Raw genomic sequence first — 24532 nt, 5'->3', positions numbered from 1 at the left:
CAGGGGCAAGGGTGGAAATGTTCCCCTTACAATTGCCAGAGAGCGTGCAGGAACATCGATACTCCGCCGATCAGATGGTCCAGCGCCGTCAAGACATTGGCCGCTGCTGCAAGAAGTCCACGCGGGGACCTTATCGGGCACTGGACCTGAAGCTCGTTCTACGGCGCGTTCAGGCTTTGCGCGTCTACAAACGTGAAGGAGAAAAGCAGCAGCGATTGCAACCAGATCGCGGCAACGGTCATCGCCGCAGCCGTCGCTCCATCAGTGGACCGGTGGAGCCGGGCAAAGAACTCTGACTGCTCACCTGAAGGCACCAACCGGCATCTAGGAGCCTGAAAGGCAGGGTTTTGAGGAAATTGAGCGCGGCGTTGGCGACGGTAAACGTCCAGAGGAACTCCGAAACCGCCGGGGCTGTGTCCCTTGTCAGACCAGACAGCGCGCAGGTTGTGACCATCGGCGCCAGGCAGACCCCTGGCACCATCAGCGCAAAAAAAGGCTTCCTGGCTTTCTGGACATCTTCCATAGATCGCCACGCGACACGATTGCGGGATAGGCCGAGATCGGGCCTCGGAATGCCCCGCGATACGGTAGGCGGCAACATGAAACAGGCTGCTGCGCAGATCGCGACCAAGCCGAGCCCGACGTTTTGTGGATCGAACCCGGCGATTTCCGATCTGGACCCAGAGGTCTAGCCGCCAACAAGGAATACCAATGTGTCGGCACAAAAGGGCAAAAAACCTAAAGCCCAAGAATGCACCAATACCCACAGGCAGCAATCGGATGGTTGACCGCTAAAACGCAAATGCAGCCTTTTTGAGGGCAGTTGGCTGACTTGCGTTGTGTCAACCCGCGCATGTGCCGATCGGTGGTAGGGTGAAAAATGCGCGGAACAGGGCGAGGAGCGATACGATGTCAGCACTTGCAGATCGGCTGAAGCAGACGCTCGTAGAACTTGATCAGGAGCTCGACCGCGCAATTGCCGAGCAGGCAAGGGCATTCCGCTATGAGGTCAAGCGCCGCAAAGTCGTCTTTCAACGAGAAGTGCGCGCCCGGCACCTGGCGGCGCGGGTGCGGCTGGGCACATTCCTGAAGGCGGCCCGGCCGATGGTCATTTTGACCGCGCCGGTGATATATGGGCTTGTCGTTCCGTTCCTGCTGCTCGATCTTTGCGTGACGGTTTATCAGACGCTCTGTTTTCCGGTCTACCGGATCGACAAGGTACGCCGTGGTGACTACATCGCTTTCGATCACAGGCACTTGGCCTATCTGAATGCGTTGCAAAAACTGAACTGCCTCTACTGCAGCTATTGCAATGGTCTGATCTCCTACATCCGTGAGATTGCGGCGCGCACGGAGCAGTATTGGTGCCCAATCAAGCACGCGACGCGCCTGAAGGGGTCGCATGAACGCTATCCCGATTTCGTCGATTTCGGTGACGCTGAGGGTTTTCAAACGCGCTCATCCGACTTGCGGAGGGCGCTCCGAGCCGATGGACTTTCGCGCAGGCCAAAGAGATAGTCGTGAAGGATTTGGCGGAGGCTTCATGGACTGGCGGGACGAGGGTGCGCTGATCTCCGTCCGCCGCCATGGCGAGTCGGCGGCGATCATCGAGGTCTTTACCACCAGTCACGGTCGTCATGCCGGTGTCGTTCGCGGCGGCACATCGCGCAAGGTCGCGCCGGTTCTGCAACCGGGCGCCCAGCTCGATGTTACATGGCGCGGGCGGCTGGAGGAGCATATCGGCACCTTCACGGTGGAACCGCTCAGGTCACGGGCCGGGCTGATGTCCGACAGGCTCGCGCTCGCCGGCCTGAACTCGATTTGCGCGCTTTTGCATTTCGCCCTGCCCGAGCGCGAGTCGCATCCGGATCTTTACGCAACAACTGTCGATCTGCTGGATGGTCTGGGAGCGAAGCAAGATTGGGTTCTCGATTATCTGCGGTGGGAACTCATGCTTCTGGAGGAACTGGGTTACGGTCTGGATCTGACCCGTTGCGCGGTAACTGGCGGGCGCGAGGATCTTGCCTATGTCAGTCCTAAAACCGGCCGCGCCGTGGCGCGTGATGCGGCGGGGGACTGGGCTGACCGGCTGCTGCCACTCCCTGCCTGCCTGCTCGGTCAGGGTCCGGCCACGCCGGGCGAGGTAACCGCCGGGCTGTCGATGACCGGCCACTTTCTTGAACACCGCCTCGCCCATGATCTGCACCGGAAGCTGCCCGAGGCGCGCCGCCGTTTCATCGAGATGCTGTCCCGTCAGGGCTGAGCTTTCGCAAAGATCATTTCGCGCCCGTCAGGGTTGGACAGGATCAGCGTGTCGCCCGAGGTCTCTGACAGAGTCATCGCCGCAAGCCCGTCGAAGAAAGCGGTTTCTGCCGCAAGATCGGGGCAGGCGCGACGGGTGACGGCGAGGTCCTTTGCCTCGAACCACGGATAAGGCGCGTCCATACGGCCCATATAGGTGTTGCAGGGCGCCTCTCCCGCAATCCGTCCCGGTTCGGGAAAGCTGAGCGTGGCGTGCGAAGCGAAGGCAACGCCGTCAATCTCGGTAAGCTGCCAGATGCCATTGCCTGCACCATAGGCCGCAACGGTTTCATTGCCCTGACAAGCAGTGGCAATAAGAAGAGGAAGGATGAAGATCAGGCGCATGTTGCTATCAGGCACAATCCTGCCCGCGACCGCAAGTCCGTACTGGAACGGCTTCAATCCGACAGGTCTGAGTCGCAAAATGTCGAGACGCGGTATGGATTTGCAGGCTTCTGGATCACGGAGGCCCGATGATCAGTCGCTACATCCCCGAAAACCTGCGTCACGCCCCTGTGCCGGGCGTGAAGGGTTTTGCCGTGCTGACGGGCATCGAGGCTTCGTTGCGCGGGCTCTTGATCTCCATCTGGCCATTGGTGCTGTACCGCGCGATGGCCGAGGATGCCGCGGCTGTCAGCCTGATCTATCTTGCCGCCGGTATTGCCGCACTCGTCTGGGGGCTGCTGGTACCGGGTATCAGCCGGGTCATCCCCCGCCGCTGGGTCTATACCGGAGGGGTCGGTTTCTACCTTGTCGGCGGCACATGCGCGATTATCGGCGGACCAGTTCTGACGCCGCTTGCGCTCGTCGTTTCAAATCTCGCCACCGTGACAGTATTCATCTGCACCAACGCCTATGTGATGGACTACATCGCACGGCACGAACTGGGCCGCGGTGAGACGCTGAAGATGCTGTTCAGCGCGGCGTCGTGGTTCCTCGGACCGATGCTCGGGGTATTCCTGTGGAATGTCTGGGCGCCCCTGCCGTTCTTCATGGCGATGGGCTTTGCAGTCGCGCTTCTGTCCACCTTCTGGTTCATGCGTCTCGGCAACGGAAAGCTGATCACCCGCGCCCGTGGGCCCGCCCCTAACCCGCTGGCCTATCTTGGCCGCTTCTTCCGTCAGCCGCGCCTGATCGCAGGCTGGCTTTTCGCTGTGTTGAGATCCACCGGATGGTGGATCTATGTCGTCTATCTGCCGATCTTCTGTATCGAAACCGGGCTTGGCGACAAGGTGGCGAGCATAGCCTTCTCGCTTTCGAACCTGATGCTGTTCCTTTCACCCTTCATGCTGCGCTGGATGCAAAGACGCGGGCTGAGGCGGGCAATCCGCGCTACATTTGCCGCCTGTGCCGCCTGTTTCTTCATGGCCGCTTTCGGACAGGTCTGGCCGCCGATTGCAGTCGCTGCGCTATTTGCCGGGTCGCTCTTTCTGGTCATGCTCGACACGTTCGGCGGACTGCCCTTCCTGATGGCGGTGAGGCCGGCCGAACGCACCGAGATGTCGGCGGTTTATTCTAGCTTCCGCGACGTATCGGGCATCCTGTCACCCGCAGCTGCCTGGCTGGTTCTACTGGTTGCACCCATCACAGGGGTATTTGCCGCGGGTGCGGCGGGGCTTGCGACGATGGTTCTGGTCGCTGGGCGACTTCACCCCCGGCTGGGCGAACCGCGTCAAGCCGCGTCCGAAGCGACCTGAGCAAGCTTTTGACTTTGGGGCCTTTTGGCCCCGCACAGTCGCGAGGCCACGGTTTAAAAGGATCAGTCGAGCAACCTGCGCGCGATGACCTGTGCCTGAATCTCGGCAGCACCCTCGAAGATGTTGAGGATGCGGGCGTCGCAAAGGATGCGGCTAATCTGGTATTCCAGCGCAAAGCCGTTGCCGCCGTGGATCTGCAGCGCGTTGTCGGCGCATGCCCATGCGACGCGGGCACCCAGGAGCTTGGCCATCCCCGCCTCAAGGTCGCAGCGCTTGTCGTGGTCCTTCTGCCAGGCCGAATGATAGGTCAGCTGCCGCGCGATCATGATCTCCACCGCCATCATGGCAAGCTTGCCGGAGACACGAGGGAAATCAATCAGCGACTTGCCGAACTGCTTACGGTCCTCGGCATATTTCATGCCGACTTCCAGCGCCGATTGCGCCACGCCGATGGCGCGGGCGGCGGTCTGGATGCGGGCACTTTCGAAGGTCTGCATAAGCTGCTTGAAGCCCTGACCGGGCACGCCGCCCAGCAGATTCTCGCCCTTCACCTTGAAGCCGTCGAACCCAAGCTCGTATTCCTTCATGCCGCGGTAGCCCAGAACCTCGATCTCGCCGCCGGTCATGCCGGGCGTCGGGAAGGGTTCGGCATCGGTGCCCGGCGTCTTTTCGGCGAGGAACATGGACAGGCCGCGATAGTCGGTCGTCTCGGGATCGGTCCGCGCCAGCAGAGTCATCACATGGGTGCGGGCGGCATGGGTGATCCAGGTCTTGTTGCCGGTGACGGCCCAGTCGTCACCATCCTTCACTGCGCGGGTGCGCAAGCTGCCGAGGTCAGAGCCGGTATTGGGTTCAGTAAAGACGGCGGTCGGCAGGATCTCACCAGAGGCCAGTTTCGGCAGCCACTGCTCTTTTTGCTCAGGCGTGCCGCCGCAGAGAATGAGTTCGGCGGCGATTTCGGACCGCGTCCCGAGAGAGCCCACGCCAATATAGCCGCGCGAGAGTTCTTCGCTGACCACAACCATGGAGGCTTTGGACAGGCCCAGCCCGCCGAATTCCTCGGGGATCGTCAGGCCGAAGACACCCAGTTCGGCCAGCTCCTCGATGATCCCCATGGGGATCAACTCGTCGCGCAGATGCCAATCATGCGCGTTCGGCACCACGCGTTCCTCGGCATAGCGACGGAACTGGTCGCGGATCATTTCAAGGTCTTCGTCCAGACCCGTCGCGCCGACAGTCGCGCGGCCATGATTGTCGCGCATGAGCGCGACCAGCCGCGCCCGCACGGCAGATGTGTTGCCACCCGCGATCAGCGTGGCCGCAGCACCCTCCGGCGCCCAGCCAAGGCCAAGGTCGGAGAGCCGCGCCACCTCGCCCTGGCTCATCGGGATGCCGCCCGCGATTTGGGCGAGGTATTCGCCAAAGCCGATTTGAAGGATCAGTGCCTCCATTTCGCCAAGCGCGCCCGCCTCGGAAATCCGGCCCGCCCAGGCCCGCATCTGCCGAAGCGATTCGACGTAGGTGGCAAGCCAAGACAGGGCATGCGCAGCGAACTGATGTTCCTCCAGCGCCGCGCCTGACACTTTGCCGTCACGGCTGACGCGCTCCCGCAGACCCTTCGTTGCTCCTGCCAGAAGCGCCTCGACCGGCGGCAAAGCGGCTTCGGTCAGATCAAGAAGGTCGGGCAAGATGGCGTTCGGCATGTCAGCTCCGTCATGTGCCATGGGGCGGCTCCTTTTCTGCGACTGCATCGTCCTACCGATTTTGCAACTGCAGCGCAATATTAATTCATATGTAGCGCCCGGACTGCACGAAAGTGTCGCGTCCGAATTGCGGTGCGCCGATCCGCTGTTCCCGGTATAGCGAGTGCAGGAGGCCCCCGTATCGATGTTTGGACTGGACCTGACGATTTTCCTGATGGCGGTGGGGGTGACCGTCTTTGCCAGCATCGTCAAGGGCGCGGTCGGCTTTGCCATGCCGATGATCATGATCTCCGGCCTCGCGTCATTCCTTCCGGCGGAGCAGGCGCTGGCCGCACTGATCCTGCCGACATTCGCGACCAATCTTGCTCAGGCACTGCGGCAGGGCTGGCGGGCGGCGTTGGCGACGACGCGCGAATACTGGCGGCTCCTGATCACGCTTTGCGTCACCATTGCTCTTGCCGCGCAACTCGTGCCGGTGATGCCCCAGGCGGTGATGTTGATGACTCTGGGTTTACCCATAGTGGCCTTCGCCCTGACCCAGCTTGCAGGTTGGCAATTGCGTTTTCACGCGAAGAACCGGGGACGCGCCGAAATCACGACCGGTGTTGTCGGCGGCTTCTTTGGCGGCATTTCCGGGGTCTGGGGCCCACCAACGATTGCACTTCTTCTCTCACTCGATGTCGAGAAACGCGAAAACGTGCGCGTGCAGGGCGTCGTTTACATGATCGGCTCCGCGATGCTGTTGGTCGCGCATCTCGGCTCGGGTGTTGTCAACGGCGCAACGCTGCCCCTATCGGCTGCGCTCACAGTTCCGGCTATGGCCGGACTCTATGCAGGATTCGTAATACAGGACCGGCTTGACCAGCGGCGTTTCCGGCGTTGGACGCTGGTTGTGCTGGCCATCACCGGACTGAATCTCGTCCGGCGGGCGCTGGCGCTCTGATCCTCTTCTGTGCGAGAATGCTCCGGGGGGTCGCTATTGGTCGCGCCATTAGTCTTAGTCCAATAGACCAATAGCGACGGGCAGCGCCCCCACTCATACCAGATTTCAGCCGATCGCCGCAGCTTTCACTTCCGCGTCGATATAGGGCACGTATTGCGCGAAGTTGTCGGCGAACATGTCGACGAGCTTCTTGGCCTGCGCATCATAGGCTGCGCCATCCGCCCAGGTCTGGCGCGGGTCGAGCAGTTGGGCGTCCACGCCGGGAACACTGACCGGAACCTCAAAGCCGAAATTCGGATCCTTGCGGAACTGCGCATCGTTCAGCGACCCGTCGAGCGCGGCGGTAAGAAGCGCGCGTGTGGCCTTGATCGGCATCCGCTTGCCGGTGCCATAGGCGCCACCGGTCCAGCCGGTATTCACCAGCCAGCAAGTGGCACCGGTCCCGGCGATCTTTTCCTGCAGGAGCTTGCCGTAGACCTCGGGTCTGCGCGGCATGAAAGGCGCGCCGAAGCAGGTGGAGAAGGTCGGGATCGGCTCGGTCACGCCGACCTCGGTGCCCGGCGTCTTGGACGTGAAGCCCGACAGGAAGTGATACATCGCCTGCGCCGGTGTCAGCCGCGCGATGGGCGGCAGCACGCCGTAGGCGTCGCAGGTCAGCATGATCACGTTCTTCGGCTGTCCGCCCCGCGAGGTTGCCGAGGCGTTGGAGATTGCCTCTAGCGGATAGGCGCAGCGCATGTTGTCGGTGATCGAATTATCCTCAAAGTCGAGTTCGAAAGTCTCGGGGTCGAAGACCATGTTCTCGACGACCGTGCCGAAGCGCGACGTGGTGGCAAAGATCTCCGGCTCCGCCTCGGCGCTCAGGTTGATGGTCTTGGCATAACAGCCACCTTCGAAGTTGAACGTGCCGGTATCCGACCAGCCATGTTCGTCGTCGCCGATGAGCGTGCGCGAAGGATCGGCCGAAAGCGTGGTCTTGCCGGTCCCGGAAAGGCCGAAGAAGACGGCGGTGTCGTCCGGATCGCCGATCGCGTGGTTCGCAGAGCAATGCATCGCCATGATGCCCTTGCCCGGCAGGATGTAGTTCAGAAGCGTGAAGACCGACTTCTTATTCTCGCCCGCATAGGCGGTATTGCCGATCAGGATCAGCTTCTTGTCGAAGTTCATCGCGATCACGGTTTCAGAGCGGCAGCCATGCTTGGCCGGGTCCGCCTTGAAGGACGGGCAATTGATGATGGTGAATTCCGGAATGAAATCATCCAGTTCCGGCCGTTCGGGGCGGCGCAGCAAGTGGCGGATGAAGAGGCCATGCCAGGCCAGTTCAGTCACCACGCGCACATCCAGCCGGTGTTCGGGGTCGGCGCCGGCATAGAGGTCCTGCACGAAATAGTCGCGGCCCTTCATGTGGGCCAGCATGTCGGCGTGGAGCCGGTCGAAGGCTTCGGGCGCCATCGGTTTGTTGTTTTCCCACCAGATCGAATCCTCGACCGAGGGCGTACGGACGACGAATTTGTCCTTGGGCGAGCGGCCCGTATGCTTGCCGGTTGTGGCGAGAAGGGCCCCGCCTTTGCCCAGTGTGCCTTCCCCGCGATTCAGCGCGGCCTCGATCAATGCCGGCTCGAGGAAGTTGTAATAGACGTTGCCGATCCCCGCGATGCCCTGATCTTCCAAGCGTTGCGAGGGGTTCACCCGTCCATTTGTCATATGCATGCTCCCGATGCCGTTGCGCGGCGGTTCATGGGTCAAAGTACTGACACCCCAGCCTGCCAGGGGCGCCGGTCAGCCCCCGGACCGGCGCCGACAGAGCCCCTATATCATGCCCGAAAAAGTATGGAACAGAAGGCTTTGTTCCGGTTAGCGCCATCATTCGGAGTTTAGCGCAATCATGCCCGGCGGATCGGCGGCGAAATGGCAACGATGCCCGAAAGTGCGGCAAATTGGTCAACGTCGCAGTTTTTTCGGTGGGCCTGATTCGATGCAGGGGCCCGATTCGCACATATCGGTTGCTTCTGCGATGCGTAAGATGGAATATGACAGGAAAACAAAGACATTCGTGAGCAGTACAAGGATATGGACATGTCGAGGATCGCGCTGGTCGACGATGACAGGAACATCCTGACATCGGTCGCCATGACACTCGAAGCCGAAGGTTTCGAGGTTGAAACCTACAACGATGGTCAATCTGCGCTAGACGCGTTCAACAAGCGTCTGCCGGATATGGCCGTTCTGGACATCAAGATGCCCCGCATGGACGGCATGGATCTGCTGCAACGGCTCCGGCAAAAGACGTCGATGCCGGTCATCTTCCTGACCTCAAAGGACGATGAGATCGACGAGGTTCTGGGTCTGCGCATGGGCGCGGATGACTATGTGAAAAAACCGTTCTCGCAGCGCCTTCTGGTCGAACGCATCCGTGCGCTTCTGCGCCGTCAGGAAGCCATCGAGTCGGGCGAAGTCGCGACGACCGAGGAAACCAAGATCATGACGCGCGGGGCCCTGACGATGGACCCGCTGCGCCATTCGGTGACCTGGAAGGGCCGTGATGTGGCGTTGACCGTGACTGAGTTCCTGTTGCTGCAGGCTTTGGCCCAGCGGCCCGGCTTTGTGAAAAGCCGCGACCAGTTGATGGATGTGGCCTACGACGATCAGGTCTATGTCGATGACCGCACGATCGACAGCCATATCAAGCGGCTCAGAAAAAAGATGCGCACCGTGGATGACGATTTCAGCGCCATCGAAACGCTCTACGGAATCGGGTATCGCTACAACGAAGAATGACCCGGATGTCGAGGATCGGCTTGCGCGATCAACCTGAGTCACGTCGCGCGGATGTCGTCCTTGGAGAGGACTGGACCGCGCCCGACGGGATTGTCGAATCCGAACTCCGCGAAGGCAGGGAGCGGCGCGGTTTTATCTCGCTCAACCGCTCACCGCTGGCACGCAAGATCATCACCTTCAACCTGATGGCGATGATCGTTCTGGTGGCGGGCGTCCTCTATCTCAACCCGTTTCGCGACAGTCTGGTGTTGCAGCGCGAAAGCGGGCTCGTGGCCGAGGCGCAGCTTATCGCGAATGTGTTTGAAGCCCAGCTTCCGGATCGAGGGGAAGTAAGCCTTTCGGCCGGGGCCGGCATCGACCCTCTGCGCACCGTTCGCAGAATTGAATTGTCGGATGGTGCGGAACTGTTCGTCTTCGATCCGCTGGAGCATCTGGTCGTAACCTCGGTAGGAATGGAGCGACCCGACGCCGAGATCGTGGAAGGATTGCGCCGCGATCACCGTTCGACGCTGATTACAGATATCCTCAATTCGATCTGGGAAGGCATTGCCGGCATTCTCGCCCCCAAGCATGAGCTTGATCCGATTCGGGGCGGCGAAGAGTTGGCGAGGGAACTGGTACCGGCTGCCCTCGCGGGGCAGACCCAGATTCGTACCGGTCGCGACAAGGCAGGCGAGGCAATCTTTACCGCCGCCACCCCGATCCGTCATGACGGCAAGATCGTCGGTGTCGTCGCCATCACGTCCGTCGCGGGCGAGATCGACCAACTTGTCCGGGTGGAGCGCGAGCAGGTGCTGCAGATGTTCGTCATCGCGATCATCGTTTCTATCGGCCTTAGTCTGGTGCTTGCCTCGACCATCGCCAACCCCCTGTCCGACCTGGCAGCCGCCGCCGAGATTGGCCGCGACAAGAACGCCCGAAAAATGTCGCCGTCGCGCGTCCGCATCCCCGACCTGACGGCCCGGCCGGACGAGATTGGACGCTTGTCCGGGGCAATGCGCGGGATGGTGACCGCGCTTTACGAGCGCATTGAATCAAATGAACAGTTCGCCGCCGACGTTGCGCACGAGATCAAGAACCCACTCGCCTCGCTCCGCTCGGCCGTTGGAACGATGCGTGTCGCCAAGCGCGAGGATCAGCGCGGCAAACTTCTCGACGTGATCGACCACGATATCCGTCGGCTCGACCGTCTTGTCAGCGATATTTCCAACGCGTCGCGGCTCGACAGTGAACTGGTCAAGGAAGAAGAGGAAGAATTCAACCTCCTCAAGATGCTGGGCAGCATCACCGACTACCTTGGGAATGAGGCCCACGAAAAAGGTGTGGACTTTATTTCGGACCTGCCAAGCAAGCCCATCATGATCACCGGGCTTGAAGGTCGTCTTGCGCAGGTCTTCGTCAATCTTATCTCGAACGCGATTTCCTTCTGTCAGGAAGGGGACGCGGTGCGCGTCTGGACCCGCAAACGGGAGAACCGGGTGCTGATTGTCGTCGAGGATACCGGCCCCGGTATCCCCGATCAGGCGCTGACCAAAATCTTCAAGCGGTTCTATTCGGAACGTCCGCCGGGTCAGTTCGGAGAACATTCCGGGCTTGGCCTTGCTATCTCCAAACAGATCGTCGAGGCGCATGGCGGGGTGATCTGGGCTGAGAATATCCGGCCCACGGACGCCGATATCACCTCTGAACCGCTAGGCGCCCGTTTCGTCGTGGGCCTTCCGGTGTGAGCGACAAAGAGACCCGGGCGATGATCCTGCATGCAAGCTGCGTTGCCCTGGCCGGGCGTGGCGTGCTGATTTTTGGCCCTTCGGGCAGCGGGAAGTCAGGTCTTGCACTTCAACTGATGGCTCTGGGCTGCGAACTCGTGGCGGATGACCGGACTGCGGTCGCAACGCGCGACGGCGTCGCCGTCGCAACCGCGCCCGAGGTGATCCGCGGAAAGATCGAGGCACGCGGTGTCGGTCTATTGCGAGCCGAAACACTTGCCGTGGCCCGGCTCGCCCTTACCGTCGATCTTGCCCATCTGGAGAGTGAACGTCTGCCGCCGTTGCGCACCCATTCCGTGCTTGGTGTCGAGCTGCCCCTACTTCACAGGGTCGAGAGCCCCCATTTTCCCGCCGCAATCCTGCAATATCTTAAGGCAGGGCGCGCAGCATGACAGAGATGGCGGGATTGACGGACGGTACGGGTGCAAATGGTGGTCAGCGGATCGTGCTGGTCACGGGTCCTTCGGGGGCCGGTCGTTCGACCGCGATTCACGCGTTGGAGGATCTGGGCTACGAGGTGATCGATAACCTTCCTTTCAGCCTCATTCCCCGCCTCATGGACGGCCCGCCGCTCGGACGGCCAGTCGCGCTGGGCATTGACGTTCGCAACCGCGATTTTTCGGCAACCGCTTTGATCGAGTTGATCGACCGGCTGACCCGGTTGCCCGATGCCGCGCCGGAGGTTCTCTATCTCGACTGTCAGCCCGATGAACTCGTCCGCCGTTACGGCGAAACCCGGCGTCGCCATCCGTTAGCTGACGCCGAAACTCCCGCCGCAGGGGTGGCGCGTGAGATCGACCTATTGGTTCCGATCCGGGCACGGGCCGAGATTCTGATCGACACAACCGATCAATCACCCCACGACCTTAAGGCCGAGATCGCCCGGATCTTCGGGAAGGGGCAGACAAGCCAGATCGCTGTCTCTGTTCATTCCTTTTCGTACAAGCGCGGCGTGCCGCGCGGGCTCGACATGATGTTCGACTGCCGGTTTCTGAAGAACCCGCATTGGGAAGGCGCATTGCGCTCACTGGACGGTCGTGATCCAGCCGTTGTGCACTACGTCGAATCGGATCAACGCTTTTCGGCCTTTTTCGATCAGGTCCGTGACCTGCTCCTGCTGCTCCTGCCGGCGCAGGTCGATGAGGGCAAAAGCCACCTTGCGGTCGGTTTTGGATGTACCGGAGGGCAACACAGGTCGGTTGCCGTTGCGGAAAAAATGGCCAAAGCGCTTGCGGAGGCTGGTTGGCGGGTGTCTAAGAGGCACCGTGAATTGGAACGGCGGGGCGGTGGGGCTCCGGATTCTGTACAAGGTGAGAAGGCGTGATCGGGATCGTGATCGTCGCACATGGCGGCTTGGCGCGGGAATATCTTTCCGCGGTTGAGCATGTCGTGGGCAAGCAGCAGGGCATCCGCGCGATCTCGATCGAGGAAGATCATGACCGCGCCGCCAAACAGGCAGAGATCTGTTCCGCCGCCGACGCCGTTGATACCGGCGAGGGGGTTGTTGTCGTTACCGACATGTTCGGCGGCTCACCCTCCAATCTCAGCCTCTGCGCCTGCGTCAGTGATGACCGCCAGATTCTTTATGGCGCTAACCTGCCAATGCTGATCAAGCTTGCAAAGTCGCGCCACCTGACAGTGCCGCAGGCGGCCGCCTCGGCACTGGATGCCGGGCGCAAGTACATCAACTGCTATGTGGGTTCGGGACAGGCCAGCCAATGACAACAGGCACTGCGACGGCGAGAAATCTGAAGATCGTCAACGAAAAGGGCCTGCATGCCCGCGCCTCGGCCAAGTTCGTTGAGGTTGTTGAAGCGCATGATGCCAGCGCCGAGGTCAGCAAGGACGGGATGAGCGTTTCGGGCGATTCGATCATGGGGCTCTTGATGTTGGCAGCTTCAAGGGGCACGGTGATCGAAGTCCGGACAAGCGGCAATGACGCGGCGGAACTCGCCGAGGCGCTGGAAGCGCTGGTTGCCAACCGCTTCGGGGAAGATTACTGAGCCAACCGGGCCCGCAATCGGAGGACCCCGGAATACTGCACAAAACGCCCCAGCACGAACGCCGCGAAGCCGCCTCGAAGCCCTATGAGATGCGGCGTCTTTCCTATGCGGGCACGTTCACCAACCCGTACAAGGCGGGTGCCATCCGCGTGATAGAGTGGATGACGGGCAAACTGCACCTGATCCGCAAGATCCGGGAATTTGAGCGATCCGGCGTACCATTCGGTCAGCCCTTCTTCACCAAGGCGATGCAGGCCATGGGGATCGATGTTCTGACCCCCGAAGAACAGGTCGCGCTAATCCCCAAAGAGGGGCCGCTGGTCGTTGTCGCAAACCACCCCCACGGGCTGGTTGACGGGCTGATCATGGGCGAACTCGTCGGCAGGGTACGGACGGACTACAAGATCCTGACCCGCTCGCTTTTAACCGGCATTCCCGAGATCGAGGATTTCATGCTACCGGTGCCGTTCCCGCATGAGGAAAACGCCCGCGAGCAGAGCCTTGAAATGCGGAACACCTGCATGGCGCATCTGAAAAACGGTGGCGTTATCATCCTCTTCCCGGCGGGTAAGGTGGCGACCAGCAAGACCATGTTCGGCCCAGTGATAGAGCCTGAGTGGAACCCCTTCACCGCGAAGATGGTATTGCGTTCGGGCGCGACGGTGCTGCCTATCTTCTTTCCGGGCCGCAATACGCGGCTCTACCACGCGGCCGACAAGATCTCGGCGACCGTCCGTCAGGGACTTCTGCTGCACGAAATCCGCAAGGCGCTGTACAAGCCGCAAACGCCGGTCATTGGCCAGCCTATCACTCCGGAAGAGCTGAAGTCGCGCGCCAGTGACACACGCGGCCTGCTGGCCTGGCTCAGGGAAACCACACTCGCGCTTGGTGCACACCCACCGCGCTGAAGACCGCTGCACAGCGATTGCTCAGGGTCGGCCGTAGGAACTTGTGCGATGAAGCCGCGTCGATTGGGCACTGGTCGGGAAAACAATGGCTCTTGACGTGTTTGGGCTGCACGAAGTCCAGCACCCAACTCATCCAAAGCAACTGTGCATTATGACGCCATCACATCGGCGACGTTTTTCCGAATCGGCTACCTTTCGGGAAATTTCAGTGCGGCCAGAGCGTCTGACAATTCCTTTCGCTTGGCCGCGTGCCTGAAGGGAAACGCCGTAAAGAATGCCTCGACAGACACATCCTTGCGGCGCGCCTTCGCCTCCTGCGCCCAGTACCGTGCCTGATCGTGACGACCGGTGGCCTCATTGATCACAGCGGCGAATGCATTGATCAGGTAATGTGCCCCCGGGGTTCGGGCGCCCTGATCCGCCCAACGGGCCGCTTCGTCCATCTCATCCATATGAAAGTGCGCCATACCCTTTGCCGAAAGCATTGCATAGCGGAACGGGTCGAGCGGGCTGAGGCTGATCGACTTTTCGAGATTTTCAAGCGCAGCATGGCCGTCGCCCGCCATGATATCGGCCCAGCCATGCGCATAATATCCCTGCGCAAAGCTCGGGCTAAGACTGCAGGACCGTTCCAGCCAGGATTGCCCCGCCGCCGGATCGCCCCTGAGCCAGTGGGCGCGACCGAAGTTGAAATTCGCAAACGGGTCCATGGGATCAAGTTCTACGGCCCGCTCCGCATGGCGCCTGGCATCGTCGATTGCCGCGGCATGGTCCGCCGAGTAACGCAGGAATGCAGCCTGGAAGCTGACGAAGGACTGGGCCGCATGGGCGCGTGCGAAGTGTGGATCGAGTTCGTTCGCGCGCTGGAAATAGTCAGCGGCACGGGCATTGTCCCCCCGGTTGAACCGGAAAGCGTGCTGAAGGCCGATGTGATAGAGCGACCATGCATCGAGTCCCGATGGTGCCCTGAGCCGTGCAAGCTGCGCCTCGTGTTGCGGGATGTGCAGTTCCATTGCCGAAATGATCAGCGCAACGATCTGTTCGCGCATGTCATGTACATCGTGGATTTTACCTGAAAGCCGCTCGCCCCAGACGACCTGCGAGGTTCGCGCATCGACAAGCTCGACCGCGATGCCCAGCGCGGGTCCAAGGATCTCCACCTCACCCGACAAGACATAAGTCACGCCGAGCGCGGAGCGGATCGCGTCATAGTCCTGCAAGGGTGGGCGAAACCGGAAGCTCGACCCGCGCGCGACGACTTTTAGCCAGCGCAGGCGGGAGAGGGTGGAGATCAGTTCGCCCGGGATTGCGTCGGCGATGGCAGAATAGACCTCGGAACTGCCGATCAGAGTGAAGGGCAAGACCGCGATCGAGGGTTTTTGCTCCGCCGGAACCGTCTCGAACGGTTGCGCAGTTTCTTGCGGTTGCGGCTCGGCGACGGCCACAGGCGCAACGATCCGGACATCCGCGACAAAGCGGAATCCCCGGCCATGCACTGTACGGATGTATCGTTGCTGCTTGCCATCGTCCCCAAGAACCCGGCGCAGCGACTTGATCACTGTCGAGACGGCCGCGTCCGAGATGAATCGCCCGTCCCAGACCTTTTCGACCAATTCGTCCTTTGCAACCAGACGTTCGGCGTTCTGCACCAGATGGCTCAGCACCGCATAGGCCATCGGTTCGACCGGCTGAACCTCATCGCCACGGCGAAGATCGCCACGGTTCAGGTCTAGCGCGAAGCCGTCGAACGCGTAGTGCACAAAACCTTCCCCACCGAAACTCAGACTTTCCCCACAAATTACCCACCCCCTGCTCAAGACCACAAGCAAAAGCTGCCTGTATTACTTTCCCATCAGCCCGGAAGGGCACGGAACGACGAAGGAAAGTGAAATGGACGACATGATGAAGAAAGACCGCAGGCCCGGCTATGGCAGCGGCTTTGACGGGCTTTCGGGATTGATCCCGAACGACACATCCCGCCGCTGGTACGCAGAACGCAGCCAGCAATTTGCTAAGCCCCGACTGGGTGGACGGCATCACTGAATGCGTCGGGCCAGAAGGCCCGCCATCTCCGGCCGGAGCATCCGGCCATCCCCTCAACCTAAGAAGAACAGACACAAGACCCCCGAAAGGAACGAAAATGCAAACCTCCACGATGACCAAGCCCGTATCGAACGGCGTCAACACCGAAGCCCTGCTCGGCGCGCGCGGCGCGTTCGCCGAAATGCCCGAGGCCGCCGCTTTCACTTTCCGCAGCACCTGCGACTGGAAGGACGGCACCCACAGCACCAACGCGATCAACGGTTACTTCGGCCTCGGCCAGAACCATGAGCGCAAGGAAACCTTTCGCATCGACAGCGACCATCCGGAAGTCTTTGCCGCTGCAGACCGAGCTCCGACCCCACCGGAGATCGTTCTGGCCGCGCTGGCGAGCTGCCTGTCGGGTGGCGTTGCCGCCGTTGCCCAGCATCGTGGCATCCAGCTGCACCACATGCGGGCGATCGTCGAGGGCGACATCGACGTGCGCGGCATCCTCGGCATGGACCCGGACATCCGCAACGGCTTTTCCGCGATCCGCGTCAGCTTTGAGATCGACGCCGATGCGACTGCCGATGAAATCCGCGCACTCGTTGCCCAATCGCAGAAGCGCTCGGCCGTCTTCGACCTCATCACCAACCCGACTTCCGTCAACGTGACGGTAGCCTGACCCCGCCGGTCCGACAGGAGCAAGACCCATGAAACGCATTGGAACCCTCATCATCGGCGCCGGTCAGGCCGGCCTCGCGATGAGCCGCTGCCTGTCGGACCGCAACATTCCCCATGTCGTCTTGGAGCGTGGCGAGATCGCGAATTCATGGCGGCATGAGCGGTGGGATAGCCTGCGGCTCTTGACCCCCAACTGGCAAAGCCGCCTGCCCGGCTTCGCCTATCAGGGCGACGACCCGGACGGCTTCATGTCGATGCCTGAGGTTACTCGTTTCCTGAACGACTACGCCACCGCAAGCCGGGCAACGGTCGAGGACCGCACCCGTGTGCTCTCGGTCACGCGGCTCGACAACGGCTACCGTGTTGCGACCGACCGGGGCGACTGGAACTGTGGCACGCTCATATTGGCCACCGGGGCCTGCAACGTGGCTTCGGTGCCTGCACTGGCGGCGGATATCCCGTCGCGGGTCGACCAGATCACCGCGCTCGACTACCGCAACCCCGACCAACTCGCGCCGGGTGGCGTTCTGGTGGTCGGTGCCTCGGCAACCGGTGTCCAGCTTGCCGCCGAAATCCGCGCCGCCGGACATGAGGTCATTCTTTCCGCCGGTGAACATATCCGCATGCCGCGCCACTATCGCGGACGGGACATCCAGTGGTGGATGGATCGCGCAGGCATTCAAACCATGCAGGTCGACGAGGTCGATGACATCGACCGGGCCCGCCGGGTGCCATCCTTGCAACTCATCGGCTCTCATGCCCAGCGCTTTTGCGATCTGAGCAGCCTCGCAGCGCAAGGCGTCGAGATCGTCGGTCGTCTCAGCGCTGTCCGCGACGGCACTGCGCTCTTTTCCGGTGCGCTGCACAATCACTGCGCGCTCTCGGATCTGAAGATGAACCGGTTGCTCGACACGCTGGATGCCTGGGCCGAGGACACCGGCCTCAGTGGTGTCGGCCCCGTCGAACGCTTTGCCGCAACGCCCTGCCCCGCCTCATCGCGCCTTTCGCTTTATCTCGGCAGGGGCCACATCCGCACAATTCTTTGGGCGACCGGGTTCCGGCCTGACTACAGCTGGCTGCACCTGCCGGTCTTTGACCGCAAGGGCGCGCTGATGCACCGGGAAGGGTTGGTCGCTCCGGGACTCTACGTCCTCGGCCTGCCGTTCATGCGACAGCGCAACTCTGCCCTCATCGATGGCGTCGGCGCCGATGCGACCGCCCTTGCCGATCACATTCTTTGCACACGCGGCCGCTCTGCGGCCTGAAAGGAGATACCTATGACCATGATGAACCCCGATAACGATACGACACTGATGCCCGCGCGGGATGAGGTGATCCGGCAGGCGCAGACCGTCGTGATCGACCGGATGCGCAAAGACCTCGATGCCGCCTGCAATACCATCGTGACACGTGGGCGGGTCGAAGATGGCCTGACCTGCCACGCCGCGCAGGGCAAGTATCACGCGACCATGGATATGGGGCGGGCCATGGGTGGCGACGCTGCCGGGCCAAGCCCGGGATTTTTTGCCCGTGCCGGTGTCGTCGGTTGCGTCGCTATCGGCGTGAAGATGATGGCCGCGCGCGAAGGGCTCGTCTTCCGGTCGGTCGATGTAACGATCGAATGCGATTTCGACGATGCCGCGCTGATGGGGCTGAGCCCGCGCACCGCTGCACCGCTGGAATCTCGGATACGGATCGAAATCGACACCGACGAGGACCGCGCCACGGTCCAGAACCTCGTTGACCGTGCCTTGTCAGTAGACCCCTGGTACCTCGCGCTCCGCGACGCGCAGGTCGTTCACCACGAAATCCACATGGCCGCGGATGCGGGTGCGGCCCCGGCTGCATGACCGAACACGCTATATCAAAAGGATAAGAGAGATGCAGATGAAACCCGTTCTCCAAACCGCCCCGGCGCTTTACGGCTCCATCCTCGACACGATCGGGAATACGCCGATCGTCCGGATCAACCGGCTCGCACCCGAAGGTGTGGAGCTTTACGTCAAGGTCGAGGCTTTCAATCCCGGCGGATCGGTGAAGGACCGCTTCGCTTTGGCGGCCATCGAGGCGGCAGAGGCATCGGGCGCATTGAAACCCGGCCAAACTGTGGTCGAAGCGACGTCGGGAAATACCGGCATTGGCCTTGCGCTGGTCTGCGCAGCCAAGGGCTATCCGCTGGTCGTCACAATGGCAGAAAGCTTCAGCGTCGAGCGGCGCAAGCTGATGCGGTTTCTTGGCGCGAAGGTCGTGTTGACGCCCGCCGCGCAGAAGGGCACGGGCATGCTCGCCAAGGCCGAAGAACTGGCCCGCGAACACGGCTGGTTCCTTGCAAGGCAATTCGAGAACGAGGCCAATGCCGACATGCATTCCCGCACCACCGCGCGGGAAATCGTCGACGCCTTTGGCGGGCAGGGCCCGGATTACTGGGTGACGGGCTTCGGGACCGGCGGCACCCTGAAAGGCGTCTCTCGGGTCCTGCGCGCCGAATGCCCAAAGACGCGGATCGTCGTGGCAGAGCCGGACAACGTCCCGCTGATACAGAGCGGAATCGCGCAGGAGCGGGATGCAGACGGCCGCCCGGCCAGTCACCCGATGTTTCGCCCCCACCTTATGCAGGGCTGGTCGCCGGACTTCATCGCCAAACTCGCCGAAGACGCCGTCAGCGCGGGCGCGATTGACGCATTCCAGCCGGTCGCCGGCAATGCCGCGCTGCAAGCGGCACGCGATCTTGCAGCGCAGGAGGGCATCTTCTGCGGCATCAGCGCCGGTGCAACCTTCGCCGCCGCGCTGGAGGTGGCGAAGACCGCCCCCAAAGGCGCACGCATCGTTGCGATGCTGCCCGATACCGGCGAACGCTACATGTCCACGGTCCTGTTCGATGGCATCGAGGAGGAAATGAGCGACGATGAGATTGCGCTGTCGCGGTCCACACCCGGCGCCCGGTTCGACAACGCAGCCTCCGCGCCCGTGGCCTCTGCGGCCGCACCGACCTGCAAGCCTGAGGCCGCAGAGATGGTTGACGAGATCGTCGCGCAGCATCCTGTCGTGATGTTCGTCCTGGAATGGTGTGAATTCAGCTGGTCGGTGCGCAAGCTCTTTGCAGCAGCGGGTGTGCCCTATCACGCAGTAGAACTCGATGCCGCCGCGATGCAGACGGACAACTTGGGCGGCGATCTCAGGGCCGCGCTGGGGGTCAGGACCGGCGTACCAACCATTCCGCAAATTTTTGTGGGCGGTACGCATGTCGGCGGGGCGAAGGAAACCTTCGACGGGTTCAAGGATGGCTCTATGGCTAAAAGGCTGAACGCTATCGGCCTCAGTTTCGACGACAGCAAGACGGCTAATCCCTACGGGTTTCTGCCCGGATGGATGCATCCCCGGTAGATCGGAGACCGACATGGCACAGGCACTTGCCCATCTTATCCCGGCCGATGTTCTGATCCGCGCGGCGACTTACGCGCGGGACTATCGGAACGAAATCCACCCGATCAGCGCCTCCGCGTCAGCAACCGCACTCAGGGAACGCTTCTGCCTGCCCCTCGCCGATGACGGGTATCCCGGCGCCCGGGTGATCGACGAACTGATCGCGGCGGCGGAGCCGGGTCTGGTCGGCAATACTGACCCAAACTTCTATGCCTGGGTCATGGGCGGGTCGAACCTGGTCGGTGTTGCCGCCGACTGGATCACCGCCGCCTGGGGGCAGAATGCGGCGATCTACCAATCCTCACCTGCCGCTGCGATTGCAGAGGAAGCGGTTGAAGCGTGGCTGCTGGAATTGCTCGACCTGCCGCGCGACAGTTCGGTCGGCTTTGTCAGTGGCGCAACCACGGCCGCATTCGTCGGTCTCGCCGCTGCACGTGGCGAGGTACTCCGGCGTTGCGGTCATGATTTCGCGGCACTGGGACTTCAGGGCGCGCCGGTCGTGCACATCTTCCTCAGCGATGACGCGCATGTGACAAACTTCATGGCGCTACGCCAGCTCGGTTTTGGAGACACCAATATCCACAGGTTGCCGTCAAACGACGACGGGCTGATGCGACCGGAGGATCTGGCAGACGCTGTTGCCCGGTACGAAGGTCCGAAGATCATCGTAGCGCAGGCCGGGCACATAAACTCGGGCGGATTCGAGCCCCTGGAACGGATTGCGGCCATCGCTCGTATGCACGATGCATGGATGCACGTCGACGGAGCATTTGGTCTTTGGGCCAGGGCCACTGAAAGCAAGAAGGGGTTGACGGTAGGGGCAGAGCTTGCCGACAGCTGGTCCGTGGACGGACACAAATGGCTTCAGGTTCCGTATGGGTCCGGTTTCGCTATTGTCCGGAACCAGAACACCCACCGAGGAGCGATGCAGAAAACTGCAGGCTACTTGAACGTGGATGATGAGGACGGACGCAACCCTTCTGACTACACGCCAGGTTTGTCGCGCCGAGCAATGGGATTTGCGGTTTGGGCAGTGATACGAAGCCTTGGGCGCAAAGGTGTTGCCGCGCTGGTCGATCGTCATTGTGATGCAGCCGCATACCTGGCCGAACGCATCATTCGGGTCGAAGGACTTTCGATCCTGAACAAGGTCGAACTCAATCAAATCGTTATCGGTTGCCACGACCGAAAGAACGAGCACCGGAAAATCCTCGGGATTGCCGAACGATTGAACGCCCAGCAGTCCCAGTTCGTCAAAACGGCTGAGTGGAAGGGGCGGACCGTCCTGAGGCTGTCAGTGACGTCTCAGGACTCCGACATCTCACACGCCAAGCATCTCGCGGATATGATCGAGGAACTGTGGCCTTTGATAGACGCGCCGATTTAAAGCATCAATCCAAGCGTCCGAGCCGGATAACGGGTCCCACAGTGGATGAAGCATGGCCACTTGAACCGCCGGGGGCTTGTTCCACAAACTTAACATGGTGGAATTAGTGCACGCTGTTCTGCGTCCGTCACAATCCTGTAGCGCCGCCAGCATATCTTGGCGCAACAACGCCACAGGTTGGGGTGAATATGAAATTCCGTACCATATTTATTTCTGACACGCATCTAGGCACGCGGGGCTGCCAGGCGGAGCTTCTTTTCGACTTCCTGAAACAGAATGAAGCCGAAGCCTACTACCTTGTCGGTGACATCGTCGATGGCTGGCAATTGCGCCGTGGTTGGCACTGGCCACAGTCACACAACGACGTGGTACAATCTCTTTTGGCCAGAGCGCATGACGGTGCCTCGATCATCTTCATTCCGGGCAATCACGACGAGGTCATGCGATCTTATCTCGGTACGCACTTCGGCGGGGTGGAGGTTGTGGCAGAGGCCGAACACGTCACGGCCGATGGTCGGCGTTTCCTCGTAACACACGGGGACCAGTTCGACTCGATCGTCGTGAACGCCAGATGGCTCGCGCATGTGGGTGACCGCGCCTATGAATTCGCTCTGTGGCTGAATATCTGGTTCAATCGGGCGCGGCGGCTTTGGGGTGGGCAATACTGGTCATTGTCGAACTGGGCCAAGCAGCAGGTCAAGCGCGCGGTCAACTACATCAGCGAGTATGAACAGGTCCTGACGGACGAGGCCCGCCGGGGTGGCTATGACGGCATCATATGCGGGCATATCCACAGCGCAAATATGCGCCGGATCGGCGATCTGGACTATGTCAATACGGGCGATTGGGTCGAAAGCTGCACTGCCGTCGTCGAGCGGGACGACGGGACACTGCACCTGATCGACTGGGCCTCCGAGACGCGTGCTGGTACACAGTTCGCCCCCCGGAACATCCTCAATCCATCATTCGTCAATCGGCGCGCGCAGCGCCGGAAAAAACGCGAGGCCGCATGAGCGAGATTAGTTATTCCCCGGCATTCACCGACCAGATCGGTTCGGCCGTTCACCAGAATTCCGCGCTGAGCACGACCGGTTTGCTGGAGCGGATCTTTGCGCGGCTATTCGAGGGCCTCGTCTATCCCCAGATATGGGAAGACCCGGTCGCCGATATGGTCGCGCTGGATCTTTGCCCGGAAGACCGCATGGTCTGCATCGCGTCGGGCGGCTGCAACGTGATGTCTTATCTGACTGCGCATCCCCGTTCTATCACCGCCGTCGATCTCTCGCCCGCCCATGTCGCGCTCCTGAAGCTCAAGATCGCGGCTGCCTTCACACTGCCCGACCATTCCAGTTTCTATGCATTCTTTGGTCGGGCCGACTGCAAGGGCAACGCCGCCGTCTATGACCGCCTGATTGCGCCCGCACTCGATGCCGAAACCCGGCGCTATTGGGAGGCGCGCCCCTATGGGCGCCGCCGCATCGCGATGTTCGAACGCGGCTTTTATCGTTTCGGCCTGCTGGGCCGGTTCATCGCGGCGGTGCATCTGATCGCGCGTCTTGGCGGTGTCGATTTCCGACCGCTCTTGTCCGCGCGGACGCTGGACGAGCAGCGAACCTTTTTCGATACCCGCATCGCACCTTTGTACGACAAGCCGCTCATCCGTTTCCTCGCCCGCCGCCGGGCGTCGCTCTTTGGCCTCGGCATCCCTCCAGCGCAGTACGAAAAACTTGCCGCCGATGCCGGGGGCGATGTGATACCCGTCCTGCGCGAACGCACCCGCAAGCTCATCTGCGATTTTCCGATCTCGGACAACTACTTCGCCTGGCAGGCCTTCCACCGCGGCTATGCCGAGGCCGAAAACCGCGCCGTCCCTCCCTATCTCTCGCCTGAGAACTTCGCGGGACTTCGCGACGCTGCCTCTCGGGTGCGGGTAACGAACCGCTCGCTGACCGATCTGTTGGCCGCGGAAAAGGCGGCCTCACGGGATTGCTATGTCCTGCTCGATGCGCAGGACTGGATGACGGACGCCCAGTTGAACGCACTTTGGGAACAGATCACCCGGACAGCCGCGCCAGGTGCGCGGGTCCTGTTCAGGACTGGAGGAGCGGCCGACATCCTGCCCGGCCGGGTTTCAGCAGCGACCCTTGCCCGCTGGGACTACGACGTTGAACGGTCGAAGGCGGCGCTGGCGACCGACCGGTCGGCGATCTATGGCGGCGTTCACCTCTACCGGCTGAAGGCATGAACGGAATGGAGAACTCGCTTGCCCACGCAGCGCTAATGGATGCCACCTACCGGCACCAGAGGCTGTTTTATGATCTGACGCGCCGCTACTACCTTCTGGGCCGCGACCGCCTCATTGCCCGTCTCGCGCCACCACCCGGATCGCGGATACTGGAGATTGCCTGCGGTACCGGGCGCAACCTCGACCGGATCGGCCGGACCTATCCCGAATGCCGACTTTACGGGCTCGACATCTCGGAGGAGATGCTACGCTCGGCGCGAACGAAGCTCGATGGCACGGCGGCTCTGGCGCAAGCAGATGCCTGCCGGTTCGATTCAGCGCGGCTGTTCGGTGTCGCAGGTTTCGACCGCATCGTCCTGTCCTACAGCCTGTCGATGATACCTGACTGGCACGGCGCACTGGCTGAGGCGGCGCGGCATCTTGCGTCAGGAGGGGAGTTGCACATTGTCGATTTTGGCACACAGTCTGGCCTGCCCAACTGGTTCCGCACCGGCCTTCGGGCCTGGTTACGCAAGTTCCACGTCACGCCGCGAGATGATTTTGGCAGCGTATTGACCTGCGTCGCCGACGAAACCGGCAGCACGGCACAAACAGAAAGTCTCTATCGCGGTTATGCCCAGTCAGGGGTTCTTATGCGGCGGCGCGAAATCGGGGCTCAGTTCTGAGGTCCGC

At 61.6% G+C, this 24532-nt stretch carries 25 protein-coding genes and 1 pseudogene; 22 read left to right on the top strand and 4 right to left on the bottom strand.

From position 1 onward, the window contains the following. Positions 1-11: 11 nt before the first annotated feature. The 3 genes from QKW60_RS15970 (at position 12) to recO (ending at position 2263) form a co-directional block, all read left to right on the top strand. The gene (locus tag QKW60_RS15970; RefSeq protein WP_282370137.1) at positions 12-296 is read left to right on the top strand and encodes a hypothetical protein; all 285 of its coding nucleotides are present in this window, start codon (positions 12-14) and stop codon (positions 294-296) included. A gap of 613 nt (positions 297-909) precedes the next feature. Continuing rightward, positions 910-1518, top strand: coding sequence for a hypothetical protein (locus QKW60_RS15965; RefSeq protein ID WP_282370136.1), 609 nt, complete (start codon positions 910-912; stop codon positions 1516-1518). A 25-nt stretch (positions 1519-1543) separates the two neighbouring features. After that, positions 1544-2263 (top strand): DNA repair protein RecO, encoded by a 720-nt coding sequence (gene recO / locus QKW60_RS15960; RefSeq protein WP_282370135.1) that lies wholly within the window; start codon positions 1544-1546, stop codon positions 2261-2263. On the opposite strand, the gene QKW60_RS15955 is transcribed toward recO, so the two are convergent. Next, complete coding sequence (locus QKW60_RS15955; RefSeq protein WP_282370134.1) at positions 2254-2646, bottom strand: META domain-containing protein; 393 nt, start codon at positions 2644-2646, stop codon at positions 2254-2256. The two genes, recO and QKW60_RS15955, sit on opposite strands and share 10 nt — an antisense overlap. 128 nt (positions 2647-2774) lie before the next feature. Here QKW60_RS15955 and QKW60_RS15950 point away from each other — a divergent pair, with 128 nt between their 5' ends. Next, positions 2775-3998: an MFS transporter gene (locus QKW60_RS15950; RefSeq protein WP_282370133.1), complete on the top strand. Its 1224-nt coding sequence runs from the start codon at positions 2775-2777 to the stop codon at positions 3996-3998. Between the two features lie 62 nt (positions 3999-4060). Here QKW60_RS15950 and QKW60_RS15945 read toward each other — a convergent pair whose 3' ends face one another. Next, positions 4061-5722, bottom strand: a complete 1662-nt coding sequence (locus tag QKW60_RS15945; RefSeq protein WP_282370132.1) for an acyl-CoA dehydrogenase family protein — start codon at positions 5720-5722, stop codon at positions 4061-4063. 163 nt (positions 5723-5885) lie between these two features. Here QKW60_RS15945 and QKW60_RS15940 point away from each other — a divergent pair, with 163 nt between their 5' ends. Next, entirely contained in the window at positions 5886-6644 is a 759-nt protein-coding gene (locus QKW60_RS15940) for a sulfite exporter TauE/SafE family protein (RefSeq protein WP_282370131.1), read from the top strand. 105 nt (positions 6645-6749) lie between these two features. On the opposite strand, the gene QKW60_RS15935 is transcribed toward QKW60_RS15940, so the two are convergent. Beyond that, entirely contained in the window at positions 6750-8348 is a 1599-nt protein-coding gene (locus QKW60_RS15935) for a phosphoenolpyruvate carboxykinase (RefSeq protein ID WP_282370130.1), read from the bottom strand. Positions 8349-8720: 372 nt separating this feature from the next. Here QKW60_RS15935 and QKW60_RS15930 point away from each other — a divergent pair, with 372 nt between their 5' ends. The 7 genes from QKW60_RS15930 (at position 8721) to QKW60_RS15900 (ending at position 14099) form a co-directional block, all read left to right on the top strand. Further along, positions 8721-9422, top strand: a complete 702-nt coding sequence (locus QKW60_RS15930; RefSeq protein ID WP_263739987.1) for a response regulator transcription factor — start codon at positions 8721-8723, stop codon at positions 9420-9422. Then, on the top strand, positions 9419-11149 hold the full coding sequence (locus QKW60_RS15925; protein WP_282370128.1) for a sensor histidine kinase: 1731 nt from the start codon (positions 9419-9421) through the stop codon (positions 11147-11149). The genes QKW60_RS15930 and QKW60_RS15925 overlap by 4 nt, the downstream gene beginning before the upstream one ends. Then, positions 11146-11580, top strand: coding sequence for an HPr kinase/phosphorylase (locus QKW60_RS15920; RefSeq protein WP_336619171.1), 435 nt, complete (start codon positions 11146-11148; stop codon positions 11578-11580). Before QKW60_RS15925 ends, QKW60_RS15920 begins: the two co-directional genes overlap by 4 nt. 5 nt (positions 11581-11585) lie before the next feature. After that, complete coding sequence (gene rapZ / locus QKW60_RS15915) at positions 11586-12512, top strand: RNase adapter RapZ (protein WP_282370202.1); 927 nt, start codon at positions 11586-11588, stop codon at positions 12510-12512. Beyond that, positions 12509-12910, top strand: coding sequence for a PTS sugar transporter subunit IIA (locus QKW60_RS15910; protein WP_282370127.1), 402 nt, complete (start codon positions 12509-12511; stop codon positions 12908-12910). Before rapZ ends, QKW60_RS15910 begins: the two co-directional genes overlap by 4 nt. After that, on the top strand, positions 12907-13191 hold the full coding sequence (locus QKW60_RS15905) for an HPr family phosphocarrier protein (RefSeq protein WP_263739448.1): 285 nt from the start codon (positions 12907-12909) through the stop codon (positions 13189-13191). The genes QKW60_RS15910 and QKW60_RS15905 overlap by 4 nt, the downstream gene beginning before the upstream one ends. An 89-nt stretch (positions 13192-13280) precedes the next feature. Beyond that, positions 13281-14099 carry a lysophospholipid acyltransferase family protein gene (locus QKW60_RS15900; RefSeq protein WP_282370126.1) on the top strand — a complete coding sequence of 273 codons (819 nt, stop codon included), beginning with the start codon at positions 13281-13283 and terminating at the stop codon, positions 14097-14099. 188 nt (positions 14100-14287) lie between these two features. Here the strand turns inward: QKW60_RS15900 and QKW60_RS15895 are convergent, their stop codons facing one another. Next, positions 14288-15859, bottom strand: coding sequence for a winged helix-turn-helix domain-containing protein (locus tag QKW60_RS15895; protein WP_282370123.1), 1572 nt, complete (start codon positions 15857-15859; stop codon positions 14288-14290). A 130-nt stretch (positions 15860-15989) separates the two neighbouring features. Between QKW60_RS15895 and QKW60_RS15890 the strand changes: the two genes are divergently transcribed. The 10 genes and pseudogenes from QKW60_RS15890 to QKW60_RS15845 all read left to right on the top strand — a co-directional run bounded on the left by QKW60_RS15890 (position 15990) and on the right by QKW60_RS15845 (position 24525). Further along, the gene (locus QKW60_RS15890; protein WP_282370122.1) at positions 15990-16142 is read left to right on the top strand and encodes a hypothetical protein; all 153 of its coding nucleotides are present in this window, start codon (positions 15990-15992) and stop codon (positions 16140-16142) included. 97 nt (positions 16143-16239) lie between these two features. Continuing rightward, positions 16240-16806 (top strand): OsmC family protein, encoded by a 567-nt coding sequence (locus QKW60_RS15885; protein WP_282370120.1) that lies wholly within the window; start codon positions 16240-16242, stop codon positions 16804-16806. A 28-nt stretch (positions 16807-16834) separates the two neighbouring features. Further along, on the top strand, positions 16835-18070 hold the full coding sequence (locus tag QKW60_RS15880; RefSeq protein ID WP_282370118.1) for an NAD(P)-binding domain-containing protein: 1236 nt from the start codon (positions 16835-16837) through the stop codon (positions 18068-18070). Between the two features lie 12 nt (positions 18071-18082). Continuing rightward, entirely contained in the window at positions 18083-18655 is a 573-nt protein-coding gene (locus QKW60_RS15875) for an OsmC family protein (protein WP_282370117.1), read from the top strand. Positions 18656-18686: 31 nt separating this feature from the next. Beyond that, a pseudogene (locus QKW60_RS15870) lies at positions 18687-19739 on the top strand (PLP-dependent cysteine synthase family protein); the annotation flags it as partial. 78 nt (positions 19740-19817) lie between these two features. After that, positions 19818-20189 (top strand): glutaredoxin domain-containing protein, encoded by a 372-nt coding sequence (locus QKW60_RS15865; RefSeq protein ID WP_336619173.1) that lies wholly within the window; start codon positions 19818-19820, stop codon positions 20187-20189. 13 nt (positions 20190-20202) lie between these two features. Continuing rightward, a complete protein-coding gene (locus QKW60_RS15860; RefSeq protein ID WP_282370115.1) occupies positions 20203-21615 on the top strand; it encodes a pyridoxal phosphate-dependent decarboxylase family protein in 1413 nt (470 codons plus the stop codon). A gap of 188 nt (positions 21616-21803) precedes the next feature. Beyond that, positions 21804-22628, top strand: a complete 825-nt coding sequence (locus tag QKW60_RS15855; protein WP_282370114.1) for a UDP-2,3-diacylglucosamine diphosphatase — start codon at positions 21804-21806, stop codon at positions 22626-22628. After that, complete coding sequence (locus tag QKW60_RS15850) at positions 22625-23860, top strand: BtaA family protein (protein WP_282370112.1); 1236 nt, start codon at positions 22625-22627, stop codon at positions 23858-23860. Before QKW60_RS15855 ends, QKW60_RS15850 begins: the two co-directional genes overlap by 4 nt. Then, entirely contained in the window at positions 23857-24525 is a 669-nt protein-coding gene (locus tag QKW60_RS15845; protein WP_282370111.1) for a class I SAM-dependent methyltransferase, read from the top strand. The genes QKW60_RS15850 and QKW60_RS15845 overlap by 4 nt, the downstream gene beginning before the upstream one ends. The last annotated feature ends 7 nt before the right edge of the window (positions 24526-24532 follow it).

This window comes from Albidovulum aestuarii (genome assembly GCF_029961185.1).
Lineage (GTDB): Bacteria > Pseudomonadota > Alphaproteobacteria > Rhodobacterales > Rhodobacteraceae > Albidovulum > Albidovulum aestuarii.
This window is presented reverse-complemented; position numbering and strand designations above follow the sequence as displayed.

Bases quoted from the DNA above. Each gene is read 5' to 3' on its own strand.
- rapZ (WP_282370202.1), top strand. From the start codon at position 11,586: ATGGCGGGATTGACGGACGGTACGGGTGCAAATGGTGGTCAGCGGATC.
- QKW60_RS15905 (WP_263739448.1), top strand. From the start codon at position 12,907: ATGACAACAGGCACTGCGACGGCGAGAAATCTGAAGATCGTCAACGAA.
- QKW60_RS15845 (WP_282370111.1), top strand. From the start codon at position 23,857: ATGAACGGAATGGAGAACTCGCTTGCCCACGCAGCGCTAATGGATGCC.
- QKW60_RS15885 (WP_282370120.1), top strand. From the start codon at position 16,240: ATGCAAACCTCCACGATGACCAAGCCCGTATCGAACGGCGTCAACACC.
- QKW60_RS15890 (WP_282370122.1), top strand. From the start codon at position 15,990: ATGGACGACATGATGAAGAAAGACCGCAGGCCCGGCTATGGCAGCGGC.
- QKW60_RS15855 (WP_282370114.1), top strand. From the start codon at position 21,804: ATGAAATTCCGTACCATATTTATTTCTGACACGCATCTAGGCACGCGG.
- QKW60_RS15965 (WP_282370136.1), top strand. From the start codon at position 910: ATGTCAGCACTTGCAGATCGGCTGAAGCAGACGCTCGTAGAACTTGAT.
- QKW60_RS15945 (WP_282370132.1), bottom strand. From the start codon at position 5,722: ATGGCACATGACGGAGCTGACATGCCGAACGCCATCTTGCCCGACCTT.
- QKW60_RS15850 (WP_282370112.1), top strand. From the start codon at position 22,625: ATGAGCGAGATTAGTTATTCCCCGGCATTCACCGACCAGATCGGTTCG.
- QKW60_RS15950 (WP_282370133.1), top strand. From the start codon at position 2,775: ATGATCAGTCGCTACATCCCCGAAAACCTGCGTCACGCCCCTGTGCCG.
- QKW60_RS15935 (WP_282370130.1), bottom strand. From the start codon at position 8,348: ATGACAAATGGACGGGTGAACCCCTCGCAACGCTTGGAAGATCAGGGC.
- recO (WP_282370135.1), top strand. From the start codon at position 1,544: ATGGACTGGCGGGACGAGGGTGCGCTGATCTCCGTCCGCCGCCATGGC.
- QKW60_RS15880 (WP_282370118.1), top strand. From the start codon at position 16,835: ATGAAACGCATTGGAACCCTCATCATCGGCGCCGGTCAGGCCGGCCTC.
- QKW60_RS15860 (WP_282370115.1), top strand. From the start codon at position 20,203: ATGGCACAGGCACTTGCCCATCTTATCCCGGCCGATGTTCTGATCCGC.
- QKW60_RS15865 (WP_336619173.1), top strand. From the start codon at position 19,818: ATGGTTGACGAGATCGTCGCGCAGCATCCTGTCGTGATGTTCGTCCTG.
- QKW60_RS15875 (WP_282370117.1), top strand. From the start codon at position 18,083: ATGACCATGATGAACCCCGATAACGATACGACACTGATGCCCGCGCGG.
- QKW60_RS15930 (WP_263739987.1), top strand. From the start codon at position 8,721: ATGTCGAGGATCGCGCTGGTCGACGATGACAGGAACATCCTGACATCG.
- QKW60_RS15955 (WP_282370134.1), bottom strand. From the start codon at position 2,646: ATGCGCCTGATCTTCATCCTTCCTCTTCTTATTGCCACTGCTTGTCAG.
- QKW60_RS15940 (WP_282370131.1), top strand. From the start codon at position 5,886: ATGTTTGGACTGGACCTGACGATTTTCCTGATGGCGGTGGGGGTGACC.
- QKW60_RS15925 (WP_282370128.1), top strand. From the start codon at position 9,419: ATGACCCGGATGTCGAGGATCGGCTTGCGCGATCAACCTGAGTCACGT.
- QKW60_RS15900 (WP_282370126.1), top strand. From the start codon at position 13,281: ATGCGGCGTCTTTCCTATGCGGGCACGTTCACCAACCCGTACAAGGCG.